At 68.3% G+C, this 22410-nt stretch carries 20 protein-coding genes and 1 tRNA gene; 10 read left to right on the top strand and 11 right to left on the bottom strand.

Annotation, left to right across the window (positions count from 1 at the left end; all coding sequences use genetic code 11):
- The first annotated feature begins 62 nt into the window (after window positions 1-62).
- From V2S85_RS20740 to V2S85_RS20725, 4 genes are all read left to right on the top strand, one after another.
- Window positions 63-755 carry a Tim44/TimA family putative adaptor protein gene (locus V2S85_RS20740; protein WP_330704716.1) on the top strand — a complete coding sequence of 231 codons (693 nt, stop codon included), beginning with the start codon at window positions 63-65 and terminating at the stop codon, window positions 753-755.
- A 117-nt stretch (window positions 756-872) separates the two neighbouring features.
- Window positions 873-2138, top strand: coding sequence for a murein transglycosylase A (locus tag V2S85_RS20735; protein WP_330704715.1), 1266 nt, complete (start codon window positions 873-875; stop codon window positions 2136-2138).
- Window positions 2135-2737, top strand: a complete 603-nt coding sequence (locus tag V2S85_RS20730; protein ID WP_330704714.1) for a Smr/MutS family protein — start codon at window positions 2135-2137, stop codon at window positions 2735-2737. The genes V2S85_RS20735 and V2S85_RS20730 overlap by 4 nt, the downstream gene beginning before the upstream one ends.
- A 124-nt stretch (window positions 2738-2861) precedes the next feature.
- Window positions 2862-4301, top strand: coding sequence for an NAD-dependent succinate-semialdehyde dehydrogenase (locus V2S85_RS20725; RefSeq protein ID WP_330704713.1), 1440 nt, complete (start codon window positions 2862-2864; stop codon window positions 4299-4301).
- A gap of 100 nt (window positions 4302-4401) precedes the next feature.
- Here the strand turns inward: V2S85_RS20725 and V2S85_RS20720 are convergent, their stop codons facing one another.
- Window positions 4402-5898 carry a GGDEF domain-containing protein gene (locus tag V2S85_RS20720; RefSeq protein WP_330704712.1) on the bottom strand — a complete coding sequence of 499 codons (1497 nt, stop codon included), beginning with the start codon at window positions 5896-5898 and terminating at the stop codon, window positions 4402-4404.
- A gap of 169 nt (window positions 5899-6067) precedes the next feature.
- Window positions 6068-6868 (bottom strand): enoyl-CoA hydratase-related protein, encoded by an 801-nt coding sequence (locus V2S85_RS20715; protein WP_330704711.1) that lies wholly within the window; start codon window positions 6866-6868, stop codon window positions 6068-6070.
- A gap of 64 nt (window positions 6869-6932) precedes the next feature.
- Here V2S85_RS20715 and V2S85_RS20710 point away from each other — a divergent pair, with 64 nt between their 5' ends.
- The 3 genes from V2S85_RS20710 to V2S85_RS20700 all read left to right on the top strand — a co-directional run bounded on the left by V2S85_RS20710 (window position 6933) and on the right by V2S85_RS20700 (window position 8505).
- Entirely contained in the window at window positions 6933-7349 is a 417-nt protein-coding gene (locus V2S85_RS20710) for a secondary thiamine-phosphate synthase enzyme YjbQ (RefSeq protein WP_330704727.1), read from the top strand.
- Between the two features lie 92 nt (window positions 7350-7441).
- A complete protein-coding gene (locus tag V2S85_RS20705) occupies window positions 7442-8119 on the top strand; it encodes a CDP-alcohol phosphatidyltransferase family protein (protein WP_330704710.1) in 678 nt (225 codons plus the stop codon).
- Window positions 8120-8283: 164 nt separating this feature from the next.
- Complete coding sequence (locus V2S85_RS20700) at window positions 8284-8505, top strand: hypothetical protein (protein ID WP_330704709.1); 222 nt, start codon at window positions 8284-8286, stop codon at window positions 8503-8505.
- A gap of 431 nt (window positions 8506-8936) precedes the next feature.
- Here the strand turns inward: V2S85_RS20700 and V2S85_RS20695 are convergent, their stop codons facing one another.
- The 4 genes from V2S85_RS20695 to V2S85_RS20680 form a co-directional block, all read right to left on the bottom strand.
- On the bottom strand, window positions 8937-9473 hold the full coding sequence (locus tag V2S85_RS20695; RefSeq protein WP_330704708.1) for a CHAP domain-containing protein: 537 nt from the start codon (window positions 9471-9473) through the stop codon (window positions 8937-8939).
- Between the two features lie 407 nt (window positions 9474-9880).
- The gene (gene wecC / locus V2S85_RS20690) at window positions 9881-11209 is read right to left on the bottom strand and encodes a UDP-N-acetyl-D-mannosamine dehydrogenase (protein ID WP_330704707.1); all 1329 of its coding nucleotides are present in this window, start codon (window positions 11207-11209) and stop codon (window positions 9881-9883) included.
- Entirely contained in the window at window positions 11199-12326 is a 1128-nt protein-coding gene (gene wecB / locus V2S85_RS20685) for a non-hydrolyzing UDP-N-acetylglucosamine 2-epimerase (protein WP_330704706.1), read from the bottom strand. The genes wecC and wecB overlap by 11 nt, the downstream gene beginning before the upstream one ends.
- Before the next feature lie 46 nt (window positions 12327-12372).
- Window positions 12373-13086 carry a tetratricopeptide repeat protein gene (locus V2S85_RS20680; protein ID WP_330704705.1) on the bottom strand — a complete coding sequence of 238 codons (714 nt, stop codon included), beginning with the start codon at window positions 13084-13086 and terminating at the stop codon, window positions 12373-12375.
- Window positions 13087-13249: 163 nt separating this feature from the next.
- Between V2S85_RS20680 and dcd the strand changes: the two genes are divergently transcribed.
- The 3 genes from dcd (at window position 13250) to V2S85_RS20665 (ending at window position 14630) form a co-directional block, all read left to right on the top strand.
- A complete protein-coding gene (gene dcd / locus V2S85_RS20675; RefSeq protein WP_008831254.1) occupies window positions 13250-13804 on the top strand; it encodes a dCTP deaminase in 555 nt (184 codons plus the stop codon).
- Between the two features lie 74 nt (window positions 13805-13878).
- Window positions 13879-14487, top strand: coding sequence for a DoxX family protein (locus tag V2S85_RS20670; RefSeq protein WP_330704704.1), 609 nt, complete (start codon window positions 13879-13881; stop codon window positions 14485-14487).
- A 67-nt stretch (window positions 14488-14554) separates the two neighbouring features.
- Window positions 14555-14630, top strand: a tRNA-Val gene (locus V2S85_RS20665).
- A gap of 10 nt (window positions 14631-14640) precedes the next feature.
- Here V2S85_RS20665 and V2S85_RS20660 read toward each other — a convergent pair.
- From V2S85_RS20660 to V2S85_RS20640, 5 genes are all read right to left on the bottom strand, one after another.
- Window positions 14641-16020: a PepSY domain-containing protein gene (locus V2S85_RS20660; RefSeq protein ID WP_330704703.1), complete on the bottom strand. Its 1380-nt coding sequence runs from the start codon at window positions 16018-16020 to the stop codon at window positions 14641-14643.
- Window positions 16017-18299: a TonB-dependent receptor gene (locus tag V2S85_RS20655; protein ID WP_330704702.1), complete on the bottom strand. Its 2283-nt coding sequence runs from the start codon at window positions 18297-18299 to the stop codon at window positions 16017-16019. Before V2S85_RS20655 ends, V2S85_RS20660 begins: the two co-directional genes overlap by 4 nt.
- A 77-nt stretch (window positions 18300-18376) precedes the next feature.
- Complete coding sequence (locus V2S85_RS20650; RefSeq protein WP_330704701.1) at window positions 18377-18766, bottom strand: hypothetical protein; 390 nt, start codon at window positions 18764-18766, stop codon at window positions 18377-18379.
- 225 nt (window positions 18767-18991) lie between these two features.
- On the bottom strand, window positions 18992-20413 hold the full coding sequence (locus V2S85_RS20645; RefSeq protein ID WP_330704700.1) for an aldehyde dehydrogenase family protein: 1422 nt from the start codon (window positions 20411-20413) through the stop codon (window positions 18992-18994).
- Window positions 20414-20571: 158 nt separating this feature from the next.
- Complete coding sequence (locus V2S85_RS20640) at window positions 20572-22368, bottom strand: thiamine pyrophosphate-binding protein (protein ID WP_330704699.1); 1797 nt, start codon at window positions 22366-22368, stop codon at window positions 20572-20574.
- Window positions 22369-22410 lie beyond the last annotated feature (42 nt).

Raw genomic sequence — 22410 nt, 5'->3', positions numbered from 1 at the left:
GTCTCCGGCGCCCGAGGCGAAAGTGATCGGGCGGCACGCGCAGTAAGGATGGATTTAGGGACGTGACACCGGAAATAGTGATCCTGGCCATGATCGCAGCCTTCCTTGGCCTGCGGCTCTACTCCGTGCTTGGCCGCCGTGCCGAGCATGAGGAGGAGCCCATCCAGGGACGTCTCGAAGGACGCCAGGGCCAGAAGCCGGGCGCGCCGCGGGTCGCGGCGCCGTCGCGTCCGGACCAGCGCGCCGACGAACGCGGACGTGCAGATCAGCAGCAGCGCCAGCGCACGGTGCCGCTCGCGCCCCCCTCGGTGGAGCGCGGCCTGGCCGAGATCGCGCAAGTCGATCGCCGGTTCGACGCCGCCGCTTTCCTCGACGGCGCCCGCAGCGCCTACCGCATGATTCTCGAGGCGTTCTGGAACGGTGACAAGGCACAGCTGCGCCAGCTCTGCGACGAAGACGTCTACACCGGTTTCGCCGCCGCCATCGATGCGCGCACCGAGGCCGGGGAGACGCTCGACAATCGCCTGATCCGCATCGAGGAAACGGCATTCGTCGCGGCCGGCGTGGAAGACGGCTATGCCCGCATCACCCTGCGCCTGCGCGCCGACATCGCCGCCGTCACCCGCAATGCGGATGGCCAGGTCGTCGCCGGATCGCTCGACGACGCGATCGAGGCGATCGACGTCTGGACGTTTGGCCGCGCCGTGAACTCGCCTGATCCCGACTGGCTGCTCGAAGAGACCGACGAAGGTTGACCCTGGGTTGACTGGGGGTTGATCTCGGCGTCGATCCCCGCTTGGGGATCGGACCGATCGATCCTGATCCGCCCCGCGCCACCCCGCGCGGGGCGTCGCTTTGTGGGGAGGGTAATCTTGCAGCTTGAGGTTGTGGCGGGGCGCCTTGCCCGCCGATCGCTGCGCGGTGCGGCGCGGGCGTTCCTGCTTTCGGGCCTGCTGGCGACTGTGGCGGCCTGCGGCGGGATCATTCCGACGACCGGCGGTCCGCGCCCGTCGCGCCCGCCTTCGGGACAGGGCCCCGCCACCACTCCGACACCGCCACCGCCGCAGAACGCGCTTGTCGCGGGCGTGCGGCGCGGCCCCGCCGTCGGCGCGCTGGCGATGGAACCGGCCGATGCGGCGGGCGCGCTGGCCTCGTTCCGAGAGAGCTGCCCGCGCCTGACCTCGCGCAGCGATGCCAGCGGGCTGACCCGCCCGGACGAGTGGCGCCAGGCCTGCACCGCCGCCGTCAACTGGGGCGCGGGATCGCCGGCCGCATTCTTCGCCAGCTTCTTCGAGACCGCGCGGATCGGCGACGGCAGTTCCTATGCCACCGGTTACTACGAGCCCGAGATCGCCGGATCGCGTACGCCGCTGCCGGGCTACACGGTGCCGGTCTACGCCTTCCCGCGCGATCTGGTGCGCGCGAAGCCGGGCGACGCCGCGCCGCTCAAGGACGGCCGCATGCCGCTGGGCCGCTATGCGCCGGACGGCACCTTCACGACCTATTTCGACCGCGCGCAGATCGATGCCGGCGCGCTGGCGGGCAAGGGGCTGGAGATCGCCTGGGTCGCCGATCCGGTCGAGTTCTTCTTCCTCCAGGTCCAGGGTTCCGGCCGTCTCGTCGGCCCGGACGGAACGGTGACGCGGATCGGCTATGCCGGGCAGAACGGGTTGCCCTATACCGGCATCGGCGGGGTCATGCGCGATCAGGGGCTGGTCGGCGCCGGTCCCGGCCAGTACTCCGGCTCGATGCAGGGCATCATGCAGTACATCGCCGAGCACCCGGCGGAAGGCCGCGCCCTGATGGAGCGCAACCGGTCGTGGGTGTTTTTCAAGGTGCTGACCGGTGACGGCCCGCTCGGCGCGCTAAACGTGCCGGTGCGTGCGCGCAGTTCGGTGGCGGCAGACCCCCGCTACGTGCCGCTCGGTGCCCCTGTGTACCTCGATCTCGACCGGCGCGAGGCGAACGGGCTGTGGATCGCGCAGGACACCGGCGGGGCCATCAAGGGCACCAACCGCTTCGACACGTTCTGGGGCGCGGGTGCGCAGGCGCGCGCCACCGCCGGCGGCATGAGCGGCCGGGGCTCGGCGCTGATCCTGCTTCCGAAGGGCGTGCTGGCCCGCCTCGGCGCGCGATGACCCATGGGGCGAAGCGACCCGGCCGCCGGCTGACGGCGGAAGAGAAGGCCGTCTGGGCCCAGGTCGCGCGCACCGTCAAGCCGCTGACGCCGATGCGCGCGGCGAAGGAGCCCGAGCCACCGCACGTGGCCGCGCCGCTTCCCAAGGAGGCCGCCAAGCCGCCGCCGCGCAAGGTCAAGGGCCGCGTCCCGCCTCCGCTGCCGCCCCGGCCGGCGCCGCCTGCCGTGCCGGGCGCGGCCCCGTCCGGGGCGCCGGCTCCGCTTGACGGATCATGGGAAAAGCGCATCGCCAAAGGCACGCTGGTTCCCGATTTCAGCCTGGACCTGCATGGTTCGAATCTGGATCAGGCCTATCTGCGGCTGATGCACGGGCTGGTGCAGGCGCGGGCGATGGGTGCGCGCGTGGTGCTGGTGGTGACCGGCAAGGCCCGTCCGGTCGATGCCGCCGATCGCGGTTCCGCACGCGGTGCGATCCGGGCCAAGATCGCCGACTGGCTCGCCGCCAGCGAACATGCCTCCGACATCGTCTCGATCCGAGGCGCGCATCGCCGCCATGGCGGCCAGGGCGCGATCTACGTGGTGCTGCGCCGCCGCCGCTGACGGGTTTTTTACGGGGCATTTTTCCCGTTGCGCCCGGTTGCGTATCGCGGGCGCGGTGCCGATATGGCGGCTGTCCCGGTCCGATGGCGGTGCGCCTTCGGGCAAGCTCCTGGAGATCTGACGCATGGCCTATCTGGATACCCGCCTGTTCATCGACGGTTCGTGGCAGGATGCCGCCGATGGCCGCACGATCGGGGTCCGCAATCCGGCCACCGGCGAGGAGATCGGCCGCGTCGCCCATGCCACCCGTGCGGACCTCGACCGCGCGCTGGAAGCCGCGCAGCGCGGCTTCGAGGTCTGGCGCGATTTCACGCCCGCCGCGCGCAGCAGGATCATGCGCGAGGCCGCGCGCCTGCTGCGCGAGCGGGCCGATGCCGTGGCCCGCCTGCTGACCCAGGAGCAGGGCAAGCCGCTGGTCGAGGCGAAGGGTGAGACGCTGGCCGCCGCCGAGATCATCGAGTGGTTCGCCGAGGAAGGCTTCCGCGTCTATGGCCGCATGGTGCCGCATCGCACCAACCCCTCCGTTCGCCAGATGGTGGTCAAGGATCCGGTCGGTCCGGTCGCGGCCTTCACGCCGTGGAACTTCCCGATCAACCAGGTGGTGCGCAAGATTTCCGCGGGGCTCGCCTCGGGCTGCTCGATGATCGTCAAGGCGCCGGAGGAGACGCCCGCCAGCCCGGCCGAGCTGATCCGCGCGTTCCAGGACGCCGGGTTGCCCGAAGGCGTGCTGGGGCTGGTGTTCGGCGATCCCGCCGAGATTTCCGAGTACCTGATCGCCAGCCCGATCATCCGCAAGATCACCTTCACCGGCTCGACCCCGGTGGGCAAGCTGCTGGCGGGGCAGGCCGGCCGGCACATGAAGCGGGTGTCGATGGAGCTGGGCGGGCATGCCCCCGTGATCGTCTGCGCCGATGCCGACATCGACCTGGCGGTGCGCACCGTCGGCGCCGCCAAGTTCCGCAATGCCGGGCAGGTGTGCATTTCGCCGACGCGCTTTCTGGTGCATGACAGCGTCAAGGAGCGCTTCGCCGAGGCGCTGGCCGCGCTGGCGCAGGGCATCACGGTGGGCGATGGCCTTGCCGAGGGCACCCAGATGGGGCCGCTGGCGAACGAGCGCCGACTCTCGGCGATGGAGGAGTTCCAGGTCGATGCCGTGGCGCGCGGTGCGCGCCTGATGGCCGGCGGCGCACGTATCGGCGAGGCGGGCAACTTCTGGGCGCCGACCGTGCTGGCCGACGTTCCGCTCGACGCCCGCCTGTTCAACGACGAGCCGTTCGGCCCGGTCGCGGGCATTCGCGGCTTCGCGACGCTGGAAGAGGCGATCGCCGAGGCCAACCGCCTCTCGTTCGGCCTTGCGGGCTATGCCTTCACCGGGAGCCTCGCCAACGTCGACCTGCTGACGCGCCGGGTCGAGGTGGGGATGCTGTGGGTGAACACTTCGGCGGCGTCCTCGGCCGAGCTGCCGTTTGGCGGCATCAAGGATTCGGGCTACGGCACCGAGGGCGGTCCGGAGGCCATGGACAACTACCTCAACACCCGCTCGGTAGTGGTCGCCAACGGTTGAGCCATCGGGTGTCTTCGCGAGGCGTGAAGACACTGGTTTGAACCACCCCTTTCGTCATTGCGCCCCCGACCTACGCCGGGTTCGCAATGACGATTGGATTTTAAGCCGCGCGGCCGTCGGCCGAGGGTGGTGTTTCCACCGGGCGCAAGTGCGCCGCGTGGCGCCGGGCCACGCGGTTGCGGCCGCCGCGCTTGGCATCGTAGAGCGCGGTGTCGGCGGCGGCGACCAGCGCGGCCACCTCGCCATCGGCCACTTGCGCGCAGGCAAGGCCGATGCTGATCGTCACGACCGCCGCGCCTGCGCCGGGCTCCGCGCCCGATGGCAGTGCCAGCGCCTCGACCGAGGCACGCATGCGTTCGGCGATCACCGCCGCGTCCTGCGGTTCGATTCCCGTCAGGATCGCGGCGAATTCCTCGCCGCCGTAGCGGGCGACGAGGTCGCTGTCGCGCCGGGCGCAGGCCGCCAGCACGACCGCGACGGAGCGCAGGCGCTCGTCACCCACGGCATGGCCGAACTGGTCGTTGAGCTGCTTGAAGTGGTCGATGTCGACCATCAGCAGCGCCAGCTGGCCGGTGCTCTGCCGCCGCCGCGCCCATTCGCGGGCGAGCACTTCGTCGAACCGGCGCCGGTTGGCGATGCCGGTGAGGGCATCGACGTGCGAGAGCCGCGCCAGTTCGTCCTGCTCCTCGAAGTTGCGCAGCTGCACCAGCATCGTGCGCAGGCCATAGCCGAGCGAGGCGGCGATGCAGCCGCTGATGGCGATGACGGGATCGTAGGACACCAGCAGCGCCGAGACCGTCAGCAGGCTTGCCGGGATCAGCAGCGGCCCTCCCGCGCGGACGATGCGGGCCAGGGCCTGGGCATTGGCGGCGGGGCCGAGGCCCTGCCGGTAGCCCGCGCCAAGGGCATGCCAGGCGAGCAGCGCGAAAGGCAGGTCGATCAGCAGGTCGGTCCAGCCGCCATAGGCGGCGGCCGACTGGAAGTGGTTGATGTATCCCGCGCACAGCAGGTAGGCCACCGCATAGACCGTGATCGCCCGGAAGAACGGCGCGCGCTGGCCGGTGCGGGCGCGGAAACGCATGAAGGCGAAGAGCGCGACGTAGAGGTTCTCGATATCGAACATGCGCAGCAGCGCCGCCATCTCGTGCGAGGGCGCGCCGGTGTCGGGCATCAGCTTGTCGACGTGGATGTAGTAGAGATAGCCCAGCGCCGCCGCCAGCGCGGCATCGACCAGTCGCACGCGCCAGTGCTCGTCTTCCGGGCTGGCCAGCGCGAAGATCAGCGGCACGCCGTAGAGGACGTAGAGCAGCATGCTCAGCTGGTCTTCGTGGATGATGCCGAAGAACAGCGTGGCGATCATCGTCGATGCCATCCCGCCGGCCCACAGCAGCATCGCCAGGCCGGTGGGCAACCAGCCTTCCGGGCCGTCCTTCCAGGCCCGCCACAGGCATGCGAACGCGGCCAGCACCGGCGCCGCGATCAGCCAGCCGAACGAGAGCCGGGTGGCCGTCTGCGCGGCGAGCAGCAGCGACCCGGCGTGCGCGGCCAGGAACAGGGCTGGAAGTGCTGCAGTGATGATCCTCGACGCGTGCCGCATGTCTTTTCCTTGCGCGGGGCACTATCCGACAATCCTTTGTCACAGGCGCGTTTAATCGAAGTTAATTCGGACCTTGTTGCTGTAGTTTTGATCCACGGACGCGGATGCGGGCTGGTGCCGCGAATTCGCTTTTCGCGAATTTCCAGACGGTTCTTCGGCGGGACAGGCTTTATCGCGGATCCGCCCAGACCGGCGCGCGCTTTTCGAACAGCGCCATGCCGCCCTCGCGCGCGTCCGGACCGGCCAGCATCGCGCGCACTTCGGGCAGCGCGAACATCGCGTGGTTCGACGCTTCCACGCCGAGGTCGAGGCAGGACTTCACCACCGCCTTGGTGGCGATGATCGCGGCGGGAGAGCAGGCGGCGATCTCCCCGGCCCAGCGCCGGGCGCAGCCGGGCAGCGCCTCGGCGGGCACGACTTCGGCAGCAAGCCCCCATTCGTGGGCCTGCCGCGCGGACATGCGGCGCGCGGTCAGCAGCATGGCATGGGCGCGCTTGGGGCCGAGTTCCTGGACCAGGCGCTGGATGCCGCCGCCCAGCGCCGCGAGGCCGACGCGCGGTTCGGTGAGGCCGAACTCGGCGTGCTCGGCGGCGACGATGATGTCGCAGGCCAGCGCCGCCTCGAACCCCCCGCCCAGCGCCAGTCCGTTGACCGCCGCGATCACCGGCTTGCGCCGGGCGAAGCGCCAGGTCAGTCCGGCAAAACCCGTCTCGGGCACCGGCATTCCCTTGAAGGCGCGTGGATCGTCGCGGGCTGACGGCGTGCGCAGGTCGGCTCCGGCGGAAAAAGCCTTGTCCCCGCTGCCGGTGAGGATCGCGACCCGCAGCGCCGGGTCGGCCTCGAAGCGGTCGAAGACCTCGGCCAGTTCGAAGTGGGCCTCGCCGTGAAGCGCGTTGCGCAGGTCGGGGCGGTCGATGGTGACCGTCATCACGTGGTCGTCGATCGCGACCTTGCAGAACCGGGTGTCCATGAAAAATCCTCTCCCTTCGCGCATCGCGGTTGAAAGCGGCGCCGCAGGCGCGCACCGTGGCGCAATGCGACAGGCCTCTGCCATCCTTTCCTTCGACACCCCGGGGCGCGGCTTTACCGATATCACGCGGACGATGGCCGAATGGCTGGCGGGGACCGGGATCGGGGAGGGGCTGCTGACCCTGCTGTGCCGGCACACTTCGGCATCGCTGCTGATCCAGGAGAACGCCGCGCGCGAGGTGCGGCTGGACCTGGCAGCGTGGCTCGACCGGCTGGCACCCGAGGACGGCGACTACCTCCACGACGAGGAAGGGCCCGACGACATGCCCGCACACCTCAAGGCGGTGCTGACGGGGGTGAACCTGCAGATCCCGGTGATCGGGGGGCGCATGGCGCTGGGCACCTGGCAGGGCATCTACCTTGCCGAGCACCGGCGCCGCCCGCATCGGCGCGAGATCGCCGTCCATCTGGTCGGCGCATAGATCCTCCGCGGAATCGAGGGACAAGCGACGGAACGGCCTGCCGGGGCGGCGGTTTGCCTTGCCAAGCCATCGACTTGTCACAATAAGGGCCCATGCAGGAAAATCGCATCGCGCCCCCCGCCCGCATCCAGCGCAATCTCCTCGCGATCGGCGAGCGCCGGCTGCTGAACTGGCTCTGCGCGCGCATGCCTGCCTGGGTGAAGCCGGACCTGCTGACCGCGATCGGCATGGCCGGCGCGGTGCTGATCTTCGCCGGCTACGCCACCAGCCTGCTCGACGAGGACTGGCTGTGGCTCTGCATTCCCGGCTACCTGCTGCACTGGTTCGGCGATTCGATGGACGGTAGCCTCGCCCGTTTCCGCCATATCGAGCGGCCCCGCTACGGCTATTTCCTCGATCATAGCTGCGATGGCATCGCCACGTTCCTGATCCTGCTGGGCATCGGGGTGAGCCCCTATGTCCGGCTCGAAGTGGCGCTGATCGCCATGGTCGGTTACCTGCTGCTGTGCATCCACGCCTTCCTGGCGGTGCGCGTGCTGGGCGAGATGCGCTTGTCCTACCTCAACGCCGGTCCCACCGAACTACGGCTGATCCTGATCTCGCTGACGTTCGCGATGCTGGTGCTGGGCGACAAGCAGCGCGACATGGAGGCGATGACCGGGTTCGACTGGTTCGTCGGCAGTGTCGGCGTGGTGCTGATCGGCCTGTTCCTGATGCAGACCGCCCGTTCGGTGCGCAAGCTGGCGCGGATCGAGCCGGCGGTGCAGTGAATCCGGGCCAGTGAAGCCGCCTTCGCGGCCTATGTAATACTTTGTAAACTCCCGAGGTTTCGGCGCACGTTCACCCCATCTTCAGGCGCGCAGGTGTCTTTGCGGTGGCAAGGCGGGTGCGACGCCTGCGGTCCTTGCGGCCGCTTTGGAAACAGGGATTACTCGTGAACAAGACTAGCATTACCATCCTCGCCGCCCTTGCCCTGGGCGCTTTCGCCCCGTCGATGGCGAGCGCGCAGCAGGCGGCACATCCCACCGCTCAGAAGACGACCGTGAAGAAGGCCGCCGTGGTGAAGAAGACCACCGTGGTGAAGAAGACCCCGGCCAAGAAGGTCACCTGCCGCTACCAGGTCCAGCATGGCAAGAAGGTGAAGGTCTGCAAGTAATCGAAAGCGGGAAGCGGCTGGCCACCGAGTAACTCCTGCAATCGGCAGGAGGGCGTCCGCTTCCCGCGCTTCGTACCGTCCCGGATTCGACCGGGGATCGGGAGCGCGCATGCGCGAACGGTCCCGGGTCAGATCCGGGACGGTAATTCCGTCGATGCGGTGCTAGGGCGTAAACTCATAGATGGCACCATCGAGGCGCCCGAATGGCGAACAACTCGGGCCGAAGTGGCCGCCGGACGGGCTGGTTGCCCGTCCAAGGTCGCTTCGGTGCGAGATGGAAGCCATTCGGGCGTCCGGAGGATTTGACCAAAATGGCCCAGCGCTACGTCGGCAGGCCTTGAGATATCGACATATCCCTTCGCCCTGCCTCCTTGCGTTGAGCCATTTTGGCTCAAACCTCGATGGTGCCATTTATGAGTTTACGCCCTAGATCAGTGCGAGGGCAGCTGCGCGAAGGCGGCCTGGAAGGCATCGCTCGGCACGGCGGGCTTCTGTTCGGCCACGGCGGTTTCGCTGCCCGGGGCGTAGATGAAGCCGAAGGCGGGGCTGGCGCGCAGGCCCAGCGACTGGGTCGGCGCGTACCACACGCGCACGCTGCTCCAGTCGCCGTTGGCGGAGACGTCTTCGGCCATGGCCGAAGTCTCGATCATGCCGGGGCGCGACCAGTTGGCGTGGTTGAGGACGACGTGACGGTCATCCACGATCTTCTTGACCACCGCGACATGGCCCACCGGCATCGCGCCGGTCGCCTTGAACACCAGCACCGAGCCGGCGAGCGGGGTCTTGCCGCGCGCATAGGAGCCTTCGGCCTGGCCCCACCAGGTGGCGGCGTTGCCATGCAGGTCGATGGCCGAGTGTTCCCGCGCATAAGGTGCGCACTGGAGCGGACGGGCCATGGCCGCCTGAGTGATCACCGGCTGGGTGAACAGAGCAACAGCGGCCAGAGCGAGTGCGGGAACGAATTTCATGGACAGGAGTTATAACGCGCAACTCTTGCTGCGATAGCGAAGGGGCTGGGCGGTCACCGTCCCTCTCGCACGGTTCGTCGCACTGTCCACAAGCGACGGAATGCGATGAAGTGTTTGGTCGCAAGATTCTGGAACCGCTGGGCAAATCTTGCCGGGTTGGGACCGAATCGTCCCCCTGCACCGTCATTCCCGCGAAGGCGGGAACCCATCTCCTGAAGTGGCCGACCGCACCGTCATCAGCTGGATCCCCGCCTTCGCGGGGATGACCGTCAGTTTTTTTGATCAAGCTAAGGTGACGGGGCAAATGGCCCCCACTCCGTCATTGCGAGCGCAGCGAAGCAATCCAGGGCGGCCTCATACTGCCCTGGATTGCTTCGCTGCGCTCGCAATGACGAACGAGGTGAGGCTCAGCTCGCCAGAGCCAGCTTCGCCGCTTCTTCGCGCACGACGCGGGGCTGGTCGGCCCAGATGCCGCGCGTGTCGTAGACCAGCTTGGTTGCGCGTTCTGCCAGCGGCACGACGCGGAACACGTCGTGGTCCACCAGCACGATCAGTATCTCGCAAGTCTCCAGCGCTTCGTCGATGTCGATCTGGGTGACGCCGGTGTCGGTGAACTCGATCGGCAGTTCGGTGGCATAGGGCTCGACGATCGAGACGCGCTCCCCGAACTTGCGCGCGATGCGGCTGGCGACGAAGCGGGCCGGACTCTCGCGGAAGTCGTCGATGTTGGCCTTGAAGGCGAGGCCGAGGCAGGCGATGCGCGCGTCCGGATGGGCTTCGATCAGCGCTTCGGCCTTGGCGATGACGTGATGCATCTTGCCGTCGTTGACGCCGCGCGCGGTGCGGATCAGCGGGGTTTCCTCGGGCGCGCCGTGGACGATGAACCAGGGGTCCACCGCGATGCAGTGGCCGCCGACGCCTGGGCCGGGCGAGAGAATGTTGACGCGCGGGTGGCGGTTGGCGAGGCGGATCACCTCCCACACGTCCAGCCCCATGCGGTCCGAGACGATCGACAGTTCGTTGGCGAAGGCGATGTTGACGTCGCGGTAGGCGTTCTCGACCAGCTTGGTCATCTCGGCCGCGCGGGCGTCGGTGGTGACGCATTCGCCACGCACGAAGCGCTTGTAGAACGCCAGCGCCTTGCGCGCGCAGCGCGGGGTGATGCCGCCGATCGACCGGTCGTTGTTGGTCAGTTCCTCGAGGATGCGGCCGGGCAGGACGCGCTCGGGGCAGTAGGCGATCGAGATGTCCGGGGTCTCGCGCGTCAGGCCCCCCTGATCCGCATAGGGTATCTTCAGGTCCGGGCGCATCTGCGCGATCATGTCGCGCATCTTCTCGGTGGTGCCGACCGGCGAGGTCGATTCGAGGATCACCACGTCGCCCGCCTTGAGCACCGGCGCGATCTTGCGGCCTGCCGCGAGGACATACGAGATGTCAGGGGCGTGGTCGCCCTTCTCGTCCTTCTCGAAGGGCGTGGGCACCGCGATCACGAAGACGTCGGCGGGCGCCACCTCCAGCGAGGCCGAGAGCAGCCCGCGCGAAACGACGCCCTGCACGAGACCGTCGAGATCGACTTCCTCGATGTGGATCTCGCCGCGATTGATGGTGTCCACCACCTTCTGCGACACGTCGAGGCCCAGCACCTTGCTGCCCGAACGGGCGATCACGGCGGCGGTGGGAAGTCCGATGTAGCCGAGGCCGACGACGCAGACGGCGGGCTTGTTGTCAGATTTCATTCGCAAGCAGCTCCAGGATGCGGCGCGAGGTCTGCCCGTCTCCGAATGGATTGTGGGCGCGCGCCATGGCCTCGTAGGCGGTCTTATCGTCGAGCAGGGTTGATAATTCGGTAACGATCCGGCGCGCATCGGTGCCGACGAGTTTCGCGGTGCCCGCCTCGACGCCTTCGGGCCGCTCGGTGGTCTCGCGCATCACCAGCACCGGCTTGCCGAGGGCCGGGGCTTCCTCCTGCACGCCGCCCGAATCGGTGAGCATGATCTCGCTGATCGCCAGCAACCGGGCGAAGTGCGGGTAGTCGAGCGGCTCGATCAGCGCGACATTGTCGAGGCCGGAAAGACGCTCGTTCATCACCTTGCGCACGTTGGGGTTGAGGTGGACGGGGAAGATCACCGCCGTATCGGGGCGCGATGCGACTTCGCGGATGGCCTGTGCGATCTGCTCCATGCCCTCGCCGAAGTTCTCGCGGCGGTGGCTGGTGACGCCGATGATGCGCTTGCCTGCGAAGCGGGTTTCTAGGTCGGCGAGGCCCGATGCGAGAGCGGGATTGCGCTCAATCTCGGCGGTGACCCAGTGCAGCGCGTCGATCACGGTATTGCCGGTGACGTGGACGCGGTCCGCCGCCACGTTCTCGCGCAGCAGCGCGGCTTCGCTGGTGGTCGTCGGCGCGAAGTGCAGGCTGGCGATGGCGCCGATGATCTTGCGGTTCACCTCCTCGGGCCAGGGATGGTAGATGTTGTAGCTGCGCAGCCCTGCCTCGACGTGATCGACCGGCAGCTTGCGGTAATAGGCTGCGAGAGCGCCCGACATGGCGGTGGCGGTGTCGCCCTGCACGATCACGCGATCAGGCTTCACTGCGTCCATCACCTTGCCCAGGCCGGTCAGCAGGTTCGCCGTCAGTGCATCGAGCGTCTGGTCGGGCTGCATCACGTCGAGGTCGTGGTCAGGCACGATCCCGGCGATCTCCAGCACCTGATCGAGCATCTGGCGATGCTGCGCCGAGACGCAGACCACGCACTCGAACCGGGGATCGGCCTTGAGCGCGTGGACGACGGGGAACAGCTTGATGGCCTCGGGCCGGGTGCCGAAGACGACGAGGATGCGGGCGGGCTTGGTCATGCGCGGGGCCTACCGGAGATTCCTTAAACTTCGCATAAGCCCCGCTTCATTTCGCCGTCTTGCGCTGCTGGGCGATGAAGTCGAGTTCGTTGCGGGCGACGGGACTGTCCGGGTCGTCCTTGAGCGACTGCCTGTACGCCTTTTCGGCGCCGTTCAGATCGCCCTTCTCGATCAGCATGTAGCCGATGCCGCGCCGCGCGGCGGCGCGGGTGTGCTTCTTGGTCTTGTCGTCTTCCGCGAAGTCCGCGTGTTCGAGCGCGGAGCGATAGGCTTCCTCCGCCTTGTCGTTCTGGCCGTTGATCCGGTAGGCGTAGCCCAGTTCGATGAAGTATTGCCCGTGCATCGGCGCCAGCGCGGTCAGTCTCTGCAGTGCCGCCAGCGCTTCCGGCCTGCGGCCGAGTTCGATGAGCGCGTAGGACTTGGCATAGAGCGCATCGCAGACCTGCGGCCCCAGCACCACGCCGTTCTTCTTCTGCGTGCCGGGCAGCGTCGCGTAGATGATCGCCTCCATCATGTTGGGGCCGCAGAACACCATGCCCTGCGTCTCTGCCTGCACGATCTGCGCGTCGAACCGCGTCAGCAGCGGGGCCACCAGATCGAGCGCCTGCGCCGCCTGCTTCTGGCCGATCAGCCCGAACGCCCGGGTGATCGTGGCCTGGTCCGCCTCGTCGCCGCCGGTGTCGATGGTGGCCTCGGTGGCCCCGGCGGTTCCCGCGATCATCGCCGCACAGCCCAGCGCGGCCAGTAGATGCCTCTTCATGCCCTCAACCCCCGTTTGCTTCGCATCGATGCGTAACCGCAACCGGGGCACGGGGAAATCCCCCAAGTTCCCGCCGCCGCGCCGCGCCGGAAGATCGGGCCGGCGGTGGACAAGACGGGCGCCGCCCTTGTCGCTCCCGGCGGGTTTGGGCAACACCCGCGCCATGTCTATTCTCAGCGACAAGTGGATTCGCCAGCAGGCTCAGGAACACGGCATGATCGAGCCGTTCGTGGAGGCGCAGCGCCGCGACGGCTGCATTTCCTACGGCCTCTCGTCCTATGGCTACGACGCCCGCGTCGCGCCCGAGTTCAAGATCTTCACCAACGTCGATTCGGCGGTGGTCGATCCCAAGGACTTCGCGGCCAATTCCTTCGTCGATCGCACCACCGACGTCTGCGTGATCCCGCCCAATTCCTTCGCGCTGGCGCGCACGGTCGAATACTTCCGCGTGCCCCGCGATGTCCTGGTGATCTGCCTGGGCAAGAGCACTTATGCCCGCTGCGGCATCATCGTGAACGTGACGCCGCTGGAGCCGGGCTGGGAAGGGCACGTCACGCTGGAATTCTCCAACACCACGCCGCTGCCCGCGAAGATCTACGCCAACGAGGGCGCCTGCCAGTTCCTGTTCCTCAAGGGCAACGAACCGTGCGAGACCAGCTATGCCGACCGCGCGGGCAAGTACATGGGCCAGCGCGGGGTGACGCTGCCCCGCCTCTGACCCGCCTCTGATCGGGAACAAAGCCCGCGCATGTCCGCTTCTCCCGGCACCATAACAAGGCCGGGAGACATGCCGTGTCGAAGATCGCCGCCATTATCGGGCGCATCCTGATCGCGCTCATCTTCATATTCTCGGGTGCCGGCAAGCTTGCCGACATCTCCGCCACCGAGACGATGATCGTCGCTTCGGGATTGCCTTCGGGCCTTGCCATCCCTGTCGGCCTGTTCGAGCTGCTGGCCGGGCTGTGCCTTGCCGCCGGCTTCATGGTGCGGCTGGTGGCGGTGCTGCTGGCCGGGTTCACCGCGCTGACGATACTGTCCTTCCACGCCCAGATCGGCGATCCGATGCAGCGGGTCATGGCGCTCAAGAACCTCGCGATCATCGGCGGCCTCGCGCTCGCCTTCGCGCATAGCCAGATGTGGAGCCACTACTACGCCATCACCCGCGAGCGCCGGGGAGAACGCGCCGCGCGCGATGCCCAGGCGCGAGAGCGCGATACGGATGCTCGCCTCCACGAAGCCGAACTGCGCGCCGCACGGGCGGAAGCGCGCGCCGATGCGCTCGCGCAGGGGCGGCCGGTGCCCGCTTACGAGCCGCAGCCGGTGGTCACCGAGGTCGATCGCGGCGGGGTGGTGCAGGCCAGCCGCCCCGGCTGGCGGCAGCGCCGCTGGTTCGACTGGTAACAGATCGCCTGGCAGGCATTGACGGCGCGCGCGCAACACGGCAATAGCGCGCCGTCGCGCAAGACGCGGGCGGTTAGCTCAGTTGGTAGAGCATCTCGTTTACACCGAGAGGGTCGGGGGTTCGAGCCCCTCACCGCCCACCATTTTCCTCCATCATGGCCCTGCGGCAGCCGGCGCGGCCTCGCGCCAGCCCATCCAGCGGCGCAGTGCGGGGGATGTCCGCCCGAGCGCGGCTTCCACCATTACGGCAAGACCCAGCGAGAGGCCGAACAGCGGCATCGCCGCCGCCAGCACGAGCACCAGCGCGACGAGCGCCCAGGAATGCCGCAGCGGCGCCAGCGTGCGCGGCGCGCCGAGGCCGCCGGTCGGGCGGCGGCGCCACCACAGCACCACGCTCGACAGGCACAGCAGCACGAGGCCCAGCAGCACCGCCAGATTGACAAGCTGGTTGGCGAGGCCCGCCCAGGCGCCCTCGTGGATGGCCACGCCGTAGCCGACCGCGCGGTCCATCCAGTGGCGATCGGCGAAGCGCTGGACGCCGATCAGGGCGCCGTCCGGGGCGATCTCGGCGCTGTCGCGGCGGGGGCGGTTCTCGGCCTGGCTGCGGACCTGCCAGGGCGCGCCGGGCGCCGTCGGCGGGCTGACGTCCACCGGGGCGGCGAAGTGCAGGCGGCGCGCGCTGGCGATCACCGAGTCGAGGCTGGCAGGCGGCGGCGCCATGTGCGCCATGACCATCCCGTGGTGATCCGCATGTTCGGACATCATCGCGCGCATCGCGGCGTCTTCGCGGGCGCGGCGGGCGGCTTCGGTGGCGGATCCGGCGGACCAGTCCTGCCGTCCCGCCGCCGTGCCGGTCACCGCGCGGACCTGGCTGAAGTAGTCGCCCCAGGCATTCGCCCAGGGCAGGCCCGAGGCGATCAGGAACAGCGCGCCCAGCGAGATCCACAGCCCGGTCACCGCATGAAAGTCACGCCAGAACAGCGCGCGGCCCCGGCGCAGGCGCGGATAGAGCACGCCCGCCAGCCGCGCGGCGCCGCGCGGCCACCACAGGAACAGGCCGGTCAGCAGCATCACGATCGTCCAGCACGCCGCCGTCTCGACCAGAGCCGAGCCCCAGGCGCCTGCCAGCAGTTCGCCGTGGAGGCGGAACACCACGCGCATCAGGCGGTCTTCCTCGGGCACCTGATGGAGCACCGCGCCGGTCACCGGGTGGACCCAGACGCGCACGTCCTCGCTGCCCCGGCCGACGAGCACCTCGACCGCATCGCGCGGGCTTTCGGGCAGGACGTACTTGTGCAGTACCGAACCCGGCACCGCCGCGACGGCGCTGGCGGCGATGACTTCGGGCGCCAGTGACGGCCCGGTCGCGACACCGCGATAGGGCGCGTAGAGCGCCGCCTCGATCTGCGGCTTGAACAGGTAGAGCCCGCCCGTCACCGACAGCCACAGTACGAAGGGCACGCACAGCAGCCCGGCATAGAAGTGCCAGCGCCAGACCGCGCGATACCACCTCTCGGTGCGGGGCACACTCACAGCTTCCACCCCGCTTCGACGAGGAAGCTGCGCTGCGGGTAGGGGTGGTAGACCCAGGCGCGGTCGTTGGTCAGGTTGTCCACGCCGGCGCTCAGGCGCAGTTGCGACGTCACCTCCCAACTCACCCGCATGTCGAGCGCGAAGAGTTCGGAGGTGTAGCCGTACGTGTCGCCGCGCTGCAGGCCGAAGAGGTCGGTGTTGGGGCGGCTGGCATAGCGCACGCCGATGGAGACGAGCACCGGCTCGGCCACCCGGTAGCGCACATTGCCGTTGAGCCGCCAACGCGGGATGCGGGGGAACTGCACGCCCTCGGCCGCCGGGGCGGCGTCGTTGCGCACGGTGATCGAATCGATCCAGGCGGCGTTGGCGTCGATGTCGAGGCCGGGGATGAGGACGTCATGGGCCTCGGCGATCAGTTCGAAGCCGTACTGGCGGGTGACGTCGATGTTCTTGAAGTTCGAGGTGCTCACCCCGTTCTGGTTGAAGCCGTAGAACGAGAATATCGTGTCCTTCACCCGCTGCCAGAACGCCGAGCCGGTAAGCTTCACGCCGCCGAAGTCGTGGGCGACCAAGAGGTTGGCGTCGGTGGAGCGCTCGGGTTTGAGGTTCGGGTCGAAGCTATCCTCGTTGAAGGTGCCGTCGCCGTTCAGGCTGCCCTGGAACAGCTCGCCCACAGTGGGGAAGCGTACCGCTTTCGCCAGACTGAGCTGAACGCGGGTGTCGGGATCGACGGCCCATTCCAGCGATGCCTTGGGCTGGAAGCCGGTGGCATGGCGGCTGTCGTAGCGGTTGGTGACCACCGCGCCAGCCGTGCTTACGCGGGCGAGGCCGCCGTCGAAGGCGCGCCAGTCTTCGTAGCGGGCGCCCAGCGTCAGGGTTACCGGATCAAGCGGCACGCGCACTTCGCCCCACGCGGCAAGGGTGCGGGTCTTGCCGAAGGTGCGGGTGGAGAACGCCTTGCCCGCATCGCTGCGCCAGTTCGCCAAAGTGTAGTTGGTGAGATCGGTCCTGTAGAGATTCGCGCTGCCGCCGCCCGCCAGTTCGACGCCGCCGAGGCGGGCGGTCGCGGAAAGCTCGCCGGTCCACCAGTAAGTCGGTCCCTGCCGGGCGAGGCGGCCCGCGCCGCCGTTGGCGCCGTCGCTCCAGGTGCTGGAGGTGAAGCCGTCCGAGCGCAGGATCTGGTAGGTCGAGACGTTCGCCTGCACCTCCACCGCATCGGACAGCGGCGCGGCGAGCTTCAGGCCCGCCAGCACTTCGTCCCGCACGGTGCGCGACCAGTTGGCGCCGCTGGCGGTGTAGGTCTTGCCGCCTGTCGAGACGAGGCCGTCGCATACCGCGTTGCCGCTGGCGTCGCGAAGGTAGCAGTCGGGAGCGGTCTGGCTGTCGAGGTTGTGCCAGTAGGCCAGCAGGAACTCGCCGGTAACGCCCGATGCGCCGTCGTAGCCGAGGCGCAGCTTGGCCTGGTCCTGCGTGGTTTCGGCCGGGCTCTGGGCGGCGAAGATCGGGTTGGTGCTGGTGCCGGGGGAACCGGCGACCGCCTGCTTCGGGTCGAGGATCGCGCCGGTCACTGCGGTCGCGGCGGCGGTGCTGTCCGAGGGCGTCAGGCCGTAGAACATCTGCGGATGGCCGGTGTTGCGGAAGTGGCGGCCGGAGAGGCGCACCGACCATGGGCCGTCCTTCTGGCGAAAGCCGAACCCGCCTTCCGCCGAGTAGCCGTAGTAGGTATCGTGCGTGCCGTACTGGTCGTAGGGCTGGGCCATGGCCTGCACGGTGGCGAAGGCCTCGGTCTTCTCTGGCGAGCGGGTGGTGATGTTGACCACGCCGCCCATCGAATTGCCCGCATAGCGCGCCGAATAGGGGCCGTAGACGACGTCGAACTGCTCCACCTCGCCGGGGCCGACGACGCCCCATTTGGGCGCATAGGCGAAGGAGTTGCCGAGGAAGTTGGACACCGTGAAGCCGTCGACCATCACCACCGTCCGGGCGCTCTGGGTGGAATGGGTGCCGCGAAAGCCCGGCACGCCGTTGGAGTCTCCGGCATAGCGGGTGCGCACGAAGAAGTCGGGCGCGTACTTCATGAGGTCTTCGACGTTGCGGGCGTTGACCCCCTCGAACTGTTCGTCGCCGAGGCTGACCGACAACCCGCGCGCGTCGAGGCTGATGTCGCGGTCGCGCTGGCCGACGACGAGGATGGTGGATTCGTCCGCCTCTTCGGCGAAAGCATGGACGGGAAACAGGGCAAGCGGAGCCGCGCCGAGCGCGAGCAATCTACGGAGCATGGAAAATTCACCTGAACGGCCCGCACTGGAGGCGGACGAGTAGCTGTAGGCCTCGAAACGGCCGGGCTTTTACGGGGTCAGATGAAGAGAGGCGGGGCCTGACTGGGCGGCCTGCTCCGGGCGCCGGTCGCGGGCAGGGCGAGGTCGCGGCGCAGGATCGCTGCGCCGAAGACGAAAGCCAGCGCCGCCAGCACCAGCGGCGCGAAGTCGGCGCCGGTCAGCGCTGCGCTCAGCGGGGCGAAGGCGCACGGGTGGTCGGCGGTGGCGGCGCCATTGTCCGGATGGGCGCCCTTGGCGGGGATGTTCACCGTCATCGTGGTGCCCGAACAGAGCATGACGACCGTGCCGGTCTCCGACGCGGTGGGCATGTAGCCGGTGGGGACCAGCGCCTTGAGGCACAGCGCCGCCGCCAGCAGCAATGCCGCAAGCGCCGGACGATGCCGGAAGAAGTGCCTTATGGTGCCCACGGGCGGGTTCTTAGCGGGTCGGAAGGAGGAAGGGAAGAAGTCCTGGGGCCATTGCCCCAGACCCCTTTACCGTCGAGGTCACGCGCGCAGCCTCGTTTCGCGCTCACTTCGAGCATAGCCTGCGGCGCTCCAACCCCTCGTCATTGCGAGCGAAGCGAAGCAACCCAGGGCAGTCTTGAGCCGCCCTGGGTTGCTTCGCTGCGCTCGCAATGACGAAGGGAAGGGTCAGGCCGCACCCCAACCGATGACCGACTTCACTTCCAGATACTCGTGGAAGCCGAACTCGCCCCACTCGCGCCCGTTGCCTGAGCGCTTGTAGCCGCCGAACGGGGCGTGGAAGTCGAACCCGCCGTTGACCCAGATCGCCCCCGTGCGCATCCGGCGCGAGACGGCGCGGCAGGTGTCCAGATCCTCGCCCGAGACGTAGCCGCCGAGGCCGAAGTTCGAATCGTTGGCGATCCGCACCGCGTCGTCGATGTCGTCGTAGGGGATCACGACCAGCACCGGGCCGAAGATCTCCTCGCGCGCGATCACCATGTCGTTGGTGCCGACGAACACGGTCGGTTTCACGTACCAGCCCTTGTCCAGACCCTCGGGTCTGCCGAGACCCCCGGCGATCAGTTCGGCGCCTTCTTCGAGGCCCTTCTCGATGTACTGCTGGATGATGTTGTACTGCGATTTGGACACGACCGGTCCCATCGCGACGTCGCTCTGCGGGTCGCCCACGGTGACGCCGCTTGCGGCTTCGGCGGCGGCGCGTTTCACGTCGTCGAGGCGGGAGGCGGGGACCAGCAGGCGCGAACCGGCCGAACAGGTCTGGCCGGAATTGCCCATCATGCCCGCCGTCGCGCCCGCGACGTTCGCCGCGAGAGAGGCATCGTCGAGCACGATCCACGCGCTCTTGCCGCCGAGTTCGAGGCCCACGCGCTTGACGGTGTCGGCGGCATCCTTCTGGATCTGCACGCCCACGGGTTCGGAGCCGGTGAAGGAGATCATGTCGACGTCCTCGTGGCGGGAGAGCGCTGCGCCGATCACCGAGCCCTGGCCCTGGATCATGTTGAACACGCCTGCCGGGACGCCCGCCTTGTCGAGGATCTCGGCGAGGATCTGCGCGGAATAGGGCGCGAGTTGCGGGGGCTTGAGGATCATCGTGCAGCCTGCCGCCAGCGCCGGGAAGATTTTCACGCAGGTCTGGTTCATCGGCCAGTTCCACGGCGTGATCAGGCCGCAGACGCCGATCGGTTCCTTGCGGATCAGGGTAACGCCGCGCTGTTCCTCGAACTTGAACTCCTTCAGCACTTCGATCGCGGTGCCGAGATGGCCTTTGCCGAGCAGGGTGTGAAAGCCGTTGGCGAGGCCCTTGGGCGCGCCCATCTCGACCATGATCGCCTCGCCGAGTTCGGCTTCGCGGCGCTCGTATTCGGCCTGGATGGCTTCGAGAAGGTCGAGGCGATCCTTCACGCTGCTTTCGCCATACGTGGCGAAGGCGCGGCGGGCGGCGGCGACGGCAAGGTCCACGTCGGCGGGGGAGCCCAGCGAAATTTCGCCGGAGACTTCCTCGGTGGCGGGGTTGATGACTTCGGCGGTCTTCGGGGTGACGGGGCTGGTCCAGCGGCCGTCGATGTAGAACTGCGTGTAGCTGCGCATGATGCTCTCTCCCATCCTCCCCGCGGGCGGGGAGGGGGACCGCCGCGCAGCGGGGGTGGAGGGGCACCATCGGATTACGAGACGTCACGTAAGCCGCGCGTGCCCCTCCACCATGCTTCGCACGGTCCCCCTCCCCCGCAGGGGGAGGATCTTGGTTGTTACTGCGTGCCTTCGGCGTACCAGGTGCGGAATTCCGAATAGTTCGGCATTTCCTCCGAGTTCGCCGCCGGGTCGATGGGCACGTGGATCACGGTGCAGCCGCCGCGTGCATAGGCCCGCTCGATGGCGGGGCCGATGTCGGCGGCCTTCTCGACATACTCGCCCGCTGCGCCGAAGCCCTCGGCGATCTTGTCGAAACGGACCTTGTCGGACCAGTGGACGCCGGTTTCCTTGGTGCCGTGGCCGAAGGTGCGCTTGTAGACGCCCACTTCGAGCCCCCACTGGAAATCGACGCCGACGACGATCACCAGCGGCAGGTTCTTGCGCACTGCCACTTCCAGCTCACCGACGTGGAACAGGAACGAGCTGTCCGAGGTCAGCAGCATGCCCGGACGCACCTTGCCGGTGGCGGCCTGGTCGGCGAGCATGGCGCCGGTCGCGTAAGGCAGGCCGGTGCCGATGTGGCCATAGTTCTGGTTCCAGATCACGTCATGCGGCTTGGCCTGCGAGTAGGTCCACTGGAAGATCACCGTGGCGCCGCCGTCGCGGATCAGGATGCCGTCCTTGGGGAAGGCCTTGGTCGCTTCGGTGACGAACTGGCTGGTGTGCATCTTGGCGGTGGAGCCATCGGACTTGGAACCCGCGTCCTCGGCCAGTTCCTCCAGCTGCTGCGCATCGCGCTGGATATATTCGGAGAGCGAGGGCGAAGCGCTGCGCCCGCCGAGCGCCTTCAGGGCGCGCGAAAGCTGCGGCACCACGGCGCGCACGTCGCCGACCAGCGGCACGTCGATCGGGCGATTGACGCCGATCGCGGTGGGGTCTTGCTGGACATAGATCCACTTGCGGTTGGCCTCGTTGTCGACCCAGTGGCGCCAGCGGCCGTAGTGGCTCGGCTCGCCCAGTTCGGTGGCGAGCGCTACGCAGCAGTCGCTTTCGACCACCGCGTCGATCGAGGCTTCGGAGAAACCGTAAGGGAAAGTGCGGTCCTCAAGCCCTTCGATGAACGAGGTGCCGCCCGAGGTCTGGATCACCGGGCACTGCATCAGTTCGGCCAGTTCGCGCACCGCCGCGCCCGCCTTCGAGGTGTGGACACCGTGGCCGACGAGCAGCACCGGGTTCTTGGCGTTCTTGATGATCTCGGCCGCTTCGGCGATCCGGTCGCCGTCGGCGCCCTGGTCGGTCAGGCGATAGCGGTGCGGCGGCAGCACCGGCGGCAGGTCGAGTTCTTCAAGGATGATGTGCGCGGGGAACTCGATGTAGGCGGGGCCGGGGGTGCCCGACAGGGCGACGCGGATCGCCTCGCGGACGATCTCGTCGGTCTGGTCGGCATATTCGATGGAGCTGGAGAACTTCACCGAATCCTCGATCATCGGCTCCTGCCGCACGAACTGGATGCGGCCCCGGCGCACGCGGCGCTCGGTGATGCGGGCGCGCTGGCCGCCCATGATGATGATCGGATCGTTCTCGACCTTGGCGCACTGGATCGCCGGCATCAGGTTGGCCATGCCCGGCCCGAGCGTGCCGATGCACAGCGCCGGCTTGCCGGTGATGCGCGCGGCGGCAGCGGCCATGTGGCCGGCGGACGCTTCGTGGTGCGGCGACACGACGGTCCAGCCGCGCGTTTCCGCTTCGAGGAAGAGGTGCACGAAGTTGGGATCGGGAATGCCGAACAGGGTGCGGATACCCTCGGCCTCGAACAGGTCGAGGATGCGCTTGAAGACGGGCGTGCCCTTCTTCTTCGCACCGGCCGGAGCCTCGGGGGCGAGCGTGTCAGCCGCAGGCTGGTCGTCGTACATCGTGAGTGCCTTTCTTCTCGATCCGCAGGTCGCGCTCTGAGG

Origin of the sequence: Novosphingobium resinovorum (assembly GCF_036352595.1) — a bacterium.
GTDB lineage: Bacteria > Pseudomonadota > Alphaproteobacteria > Sphingomonadales > Sphingomonadaceae > Novosphingobium > Novosphingobium resinovorum_B.
This window is presented reverse-complemented; position numbering and strand designations above follow the sequence as displayed.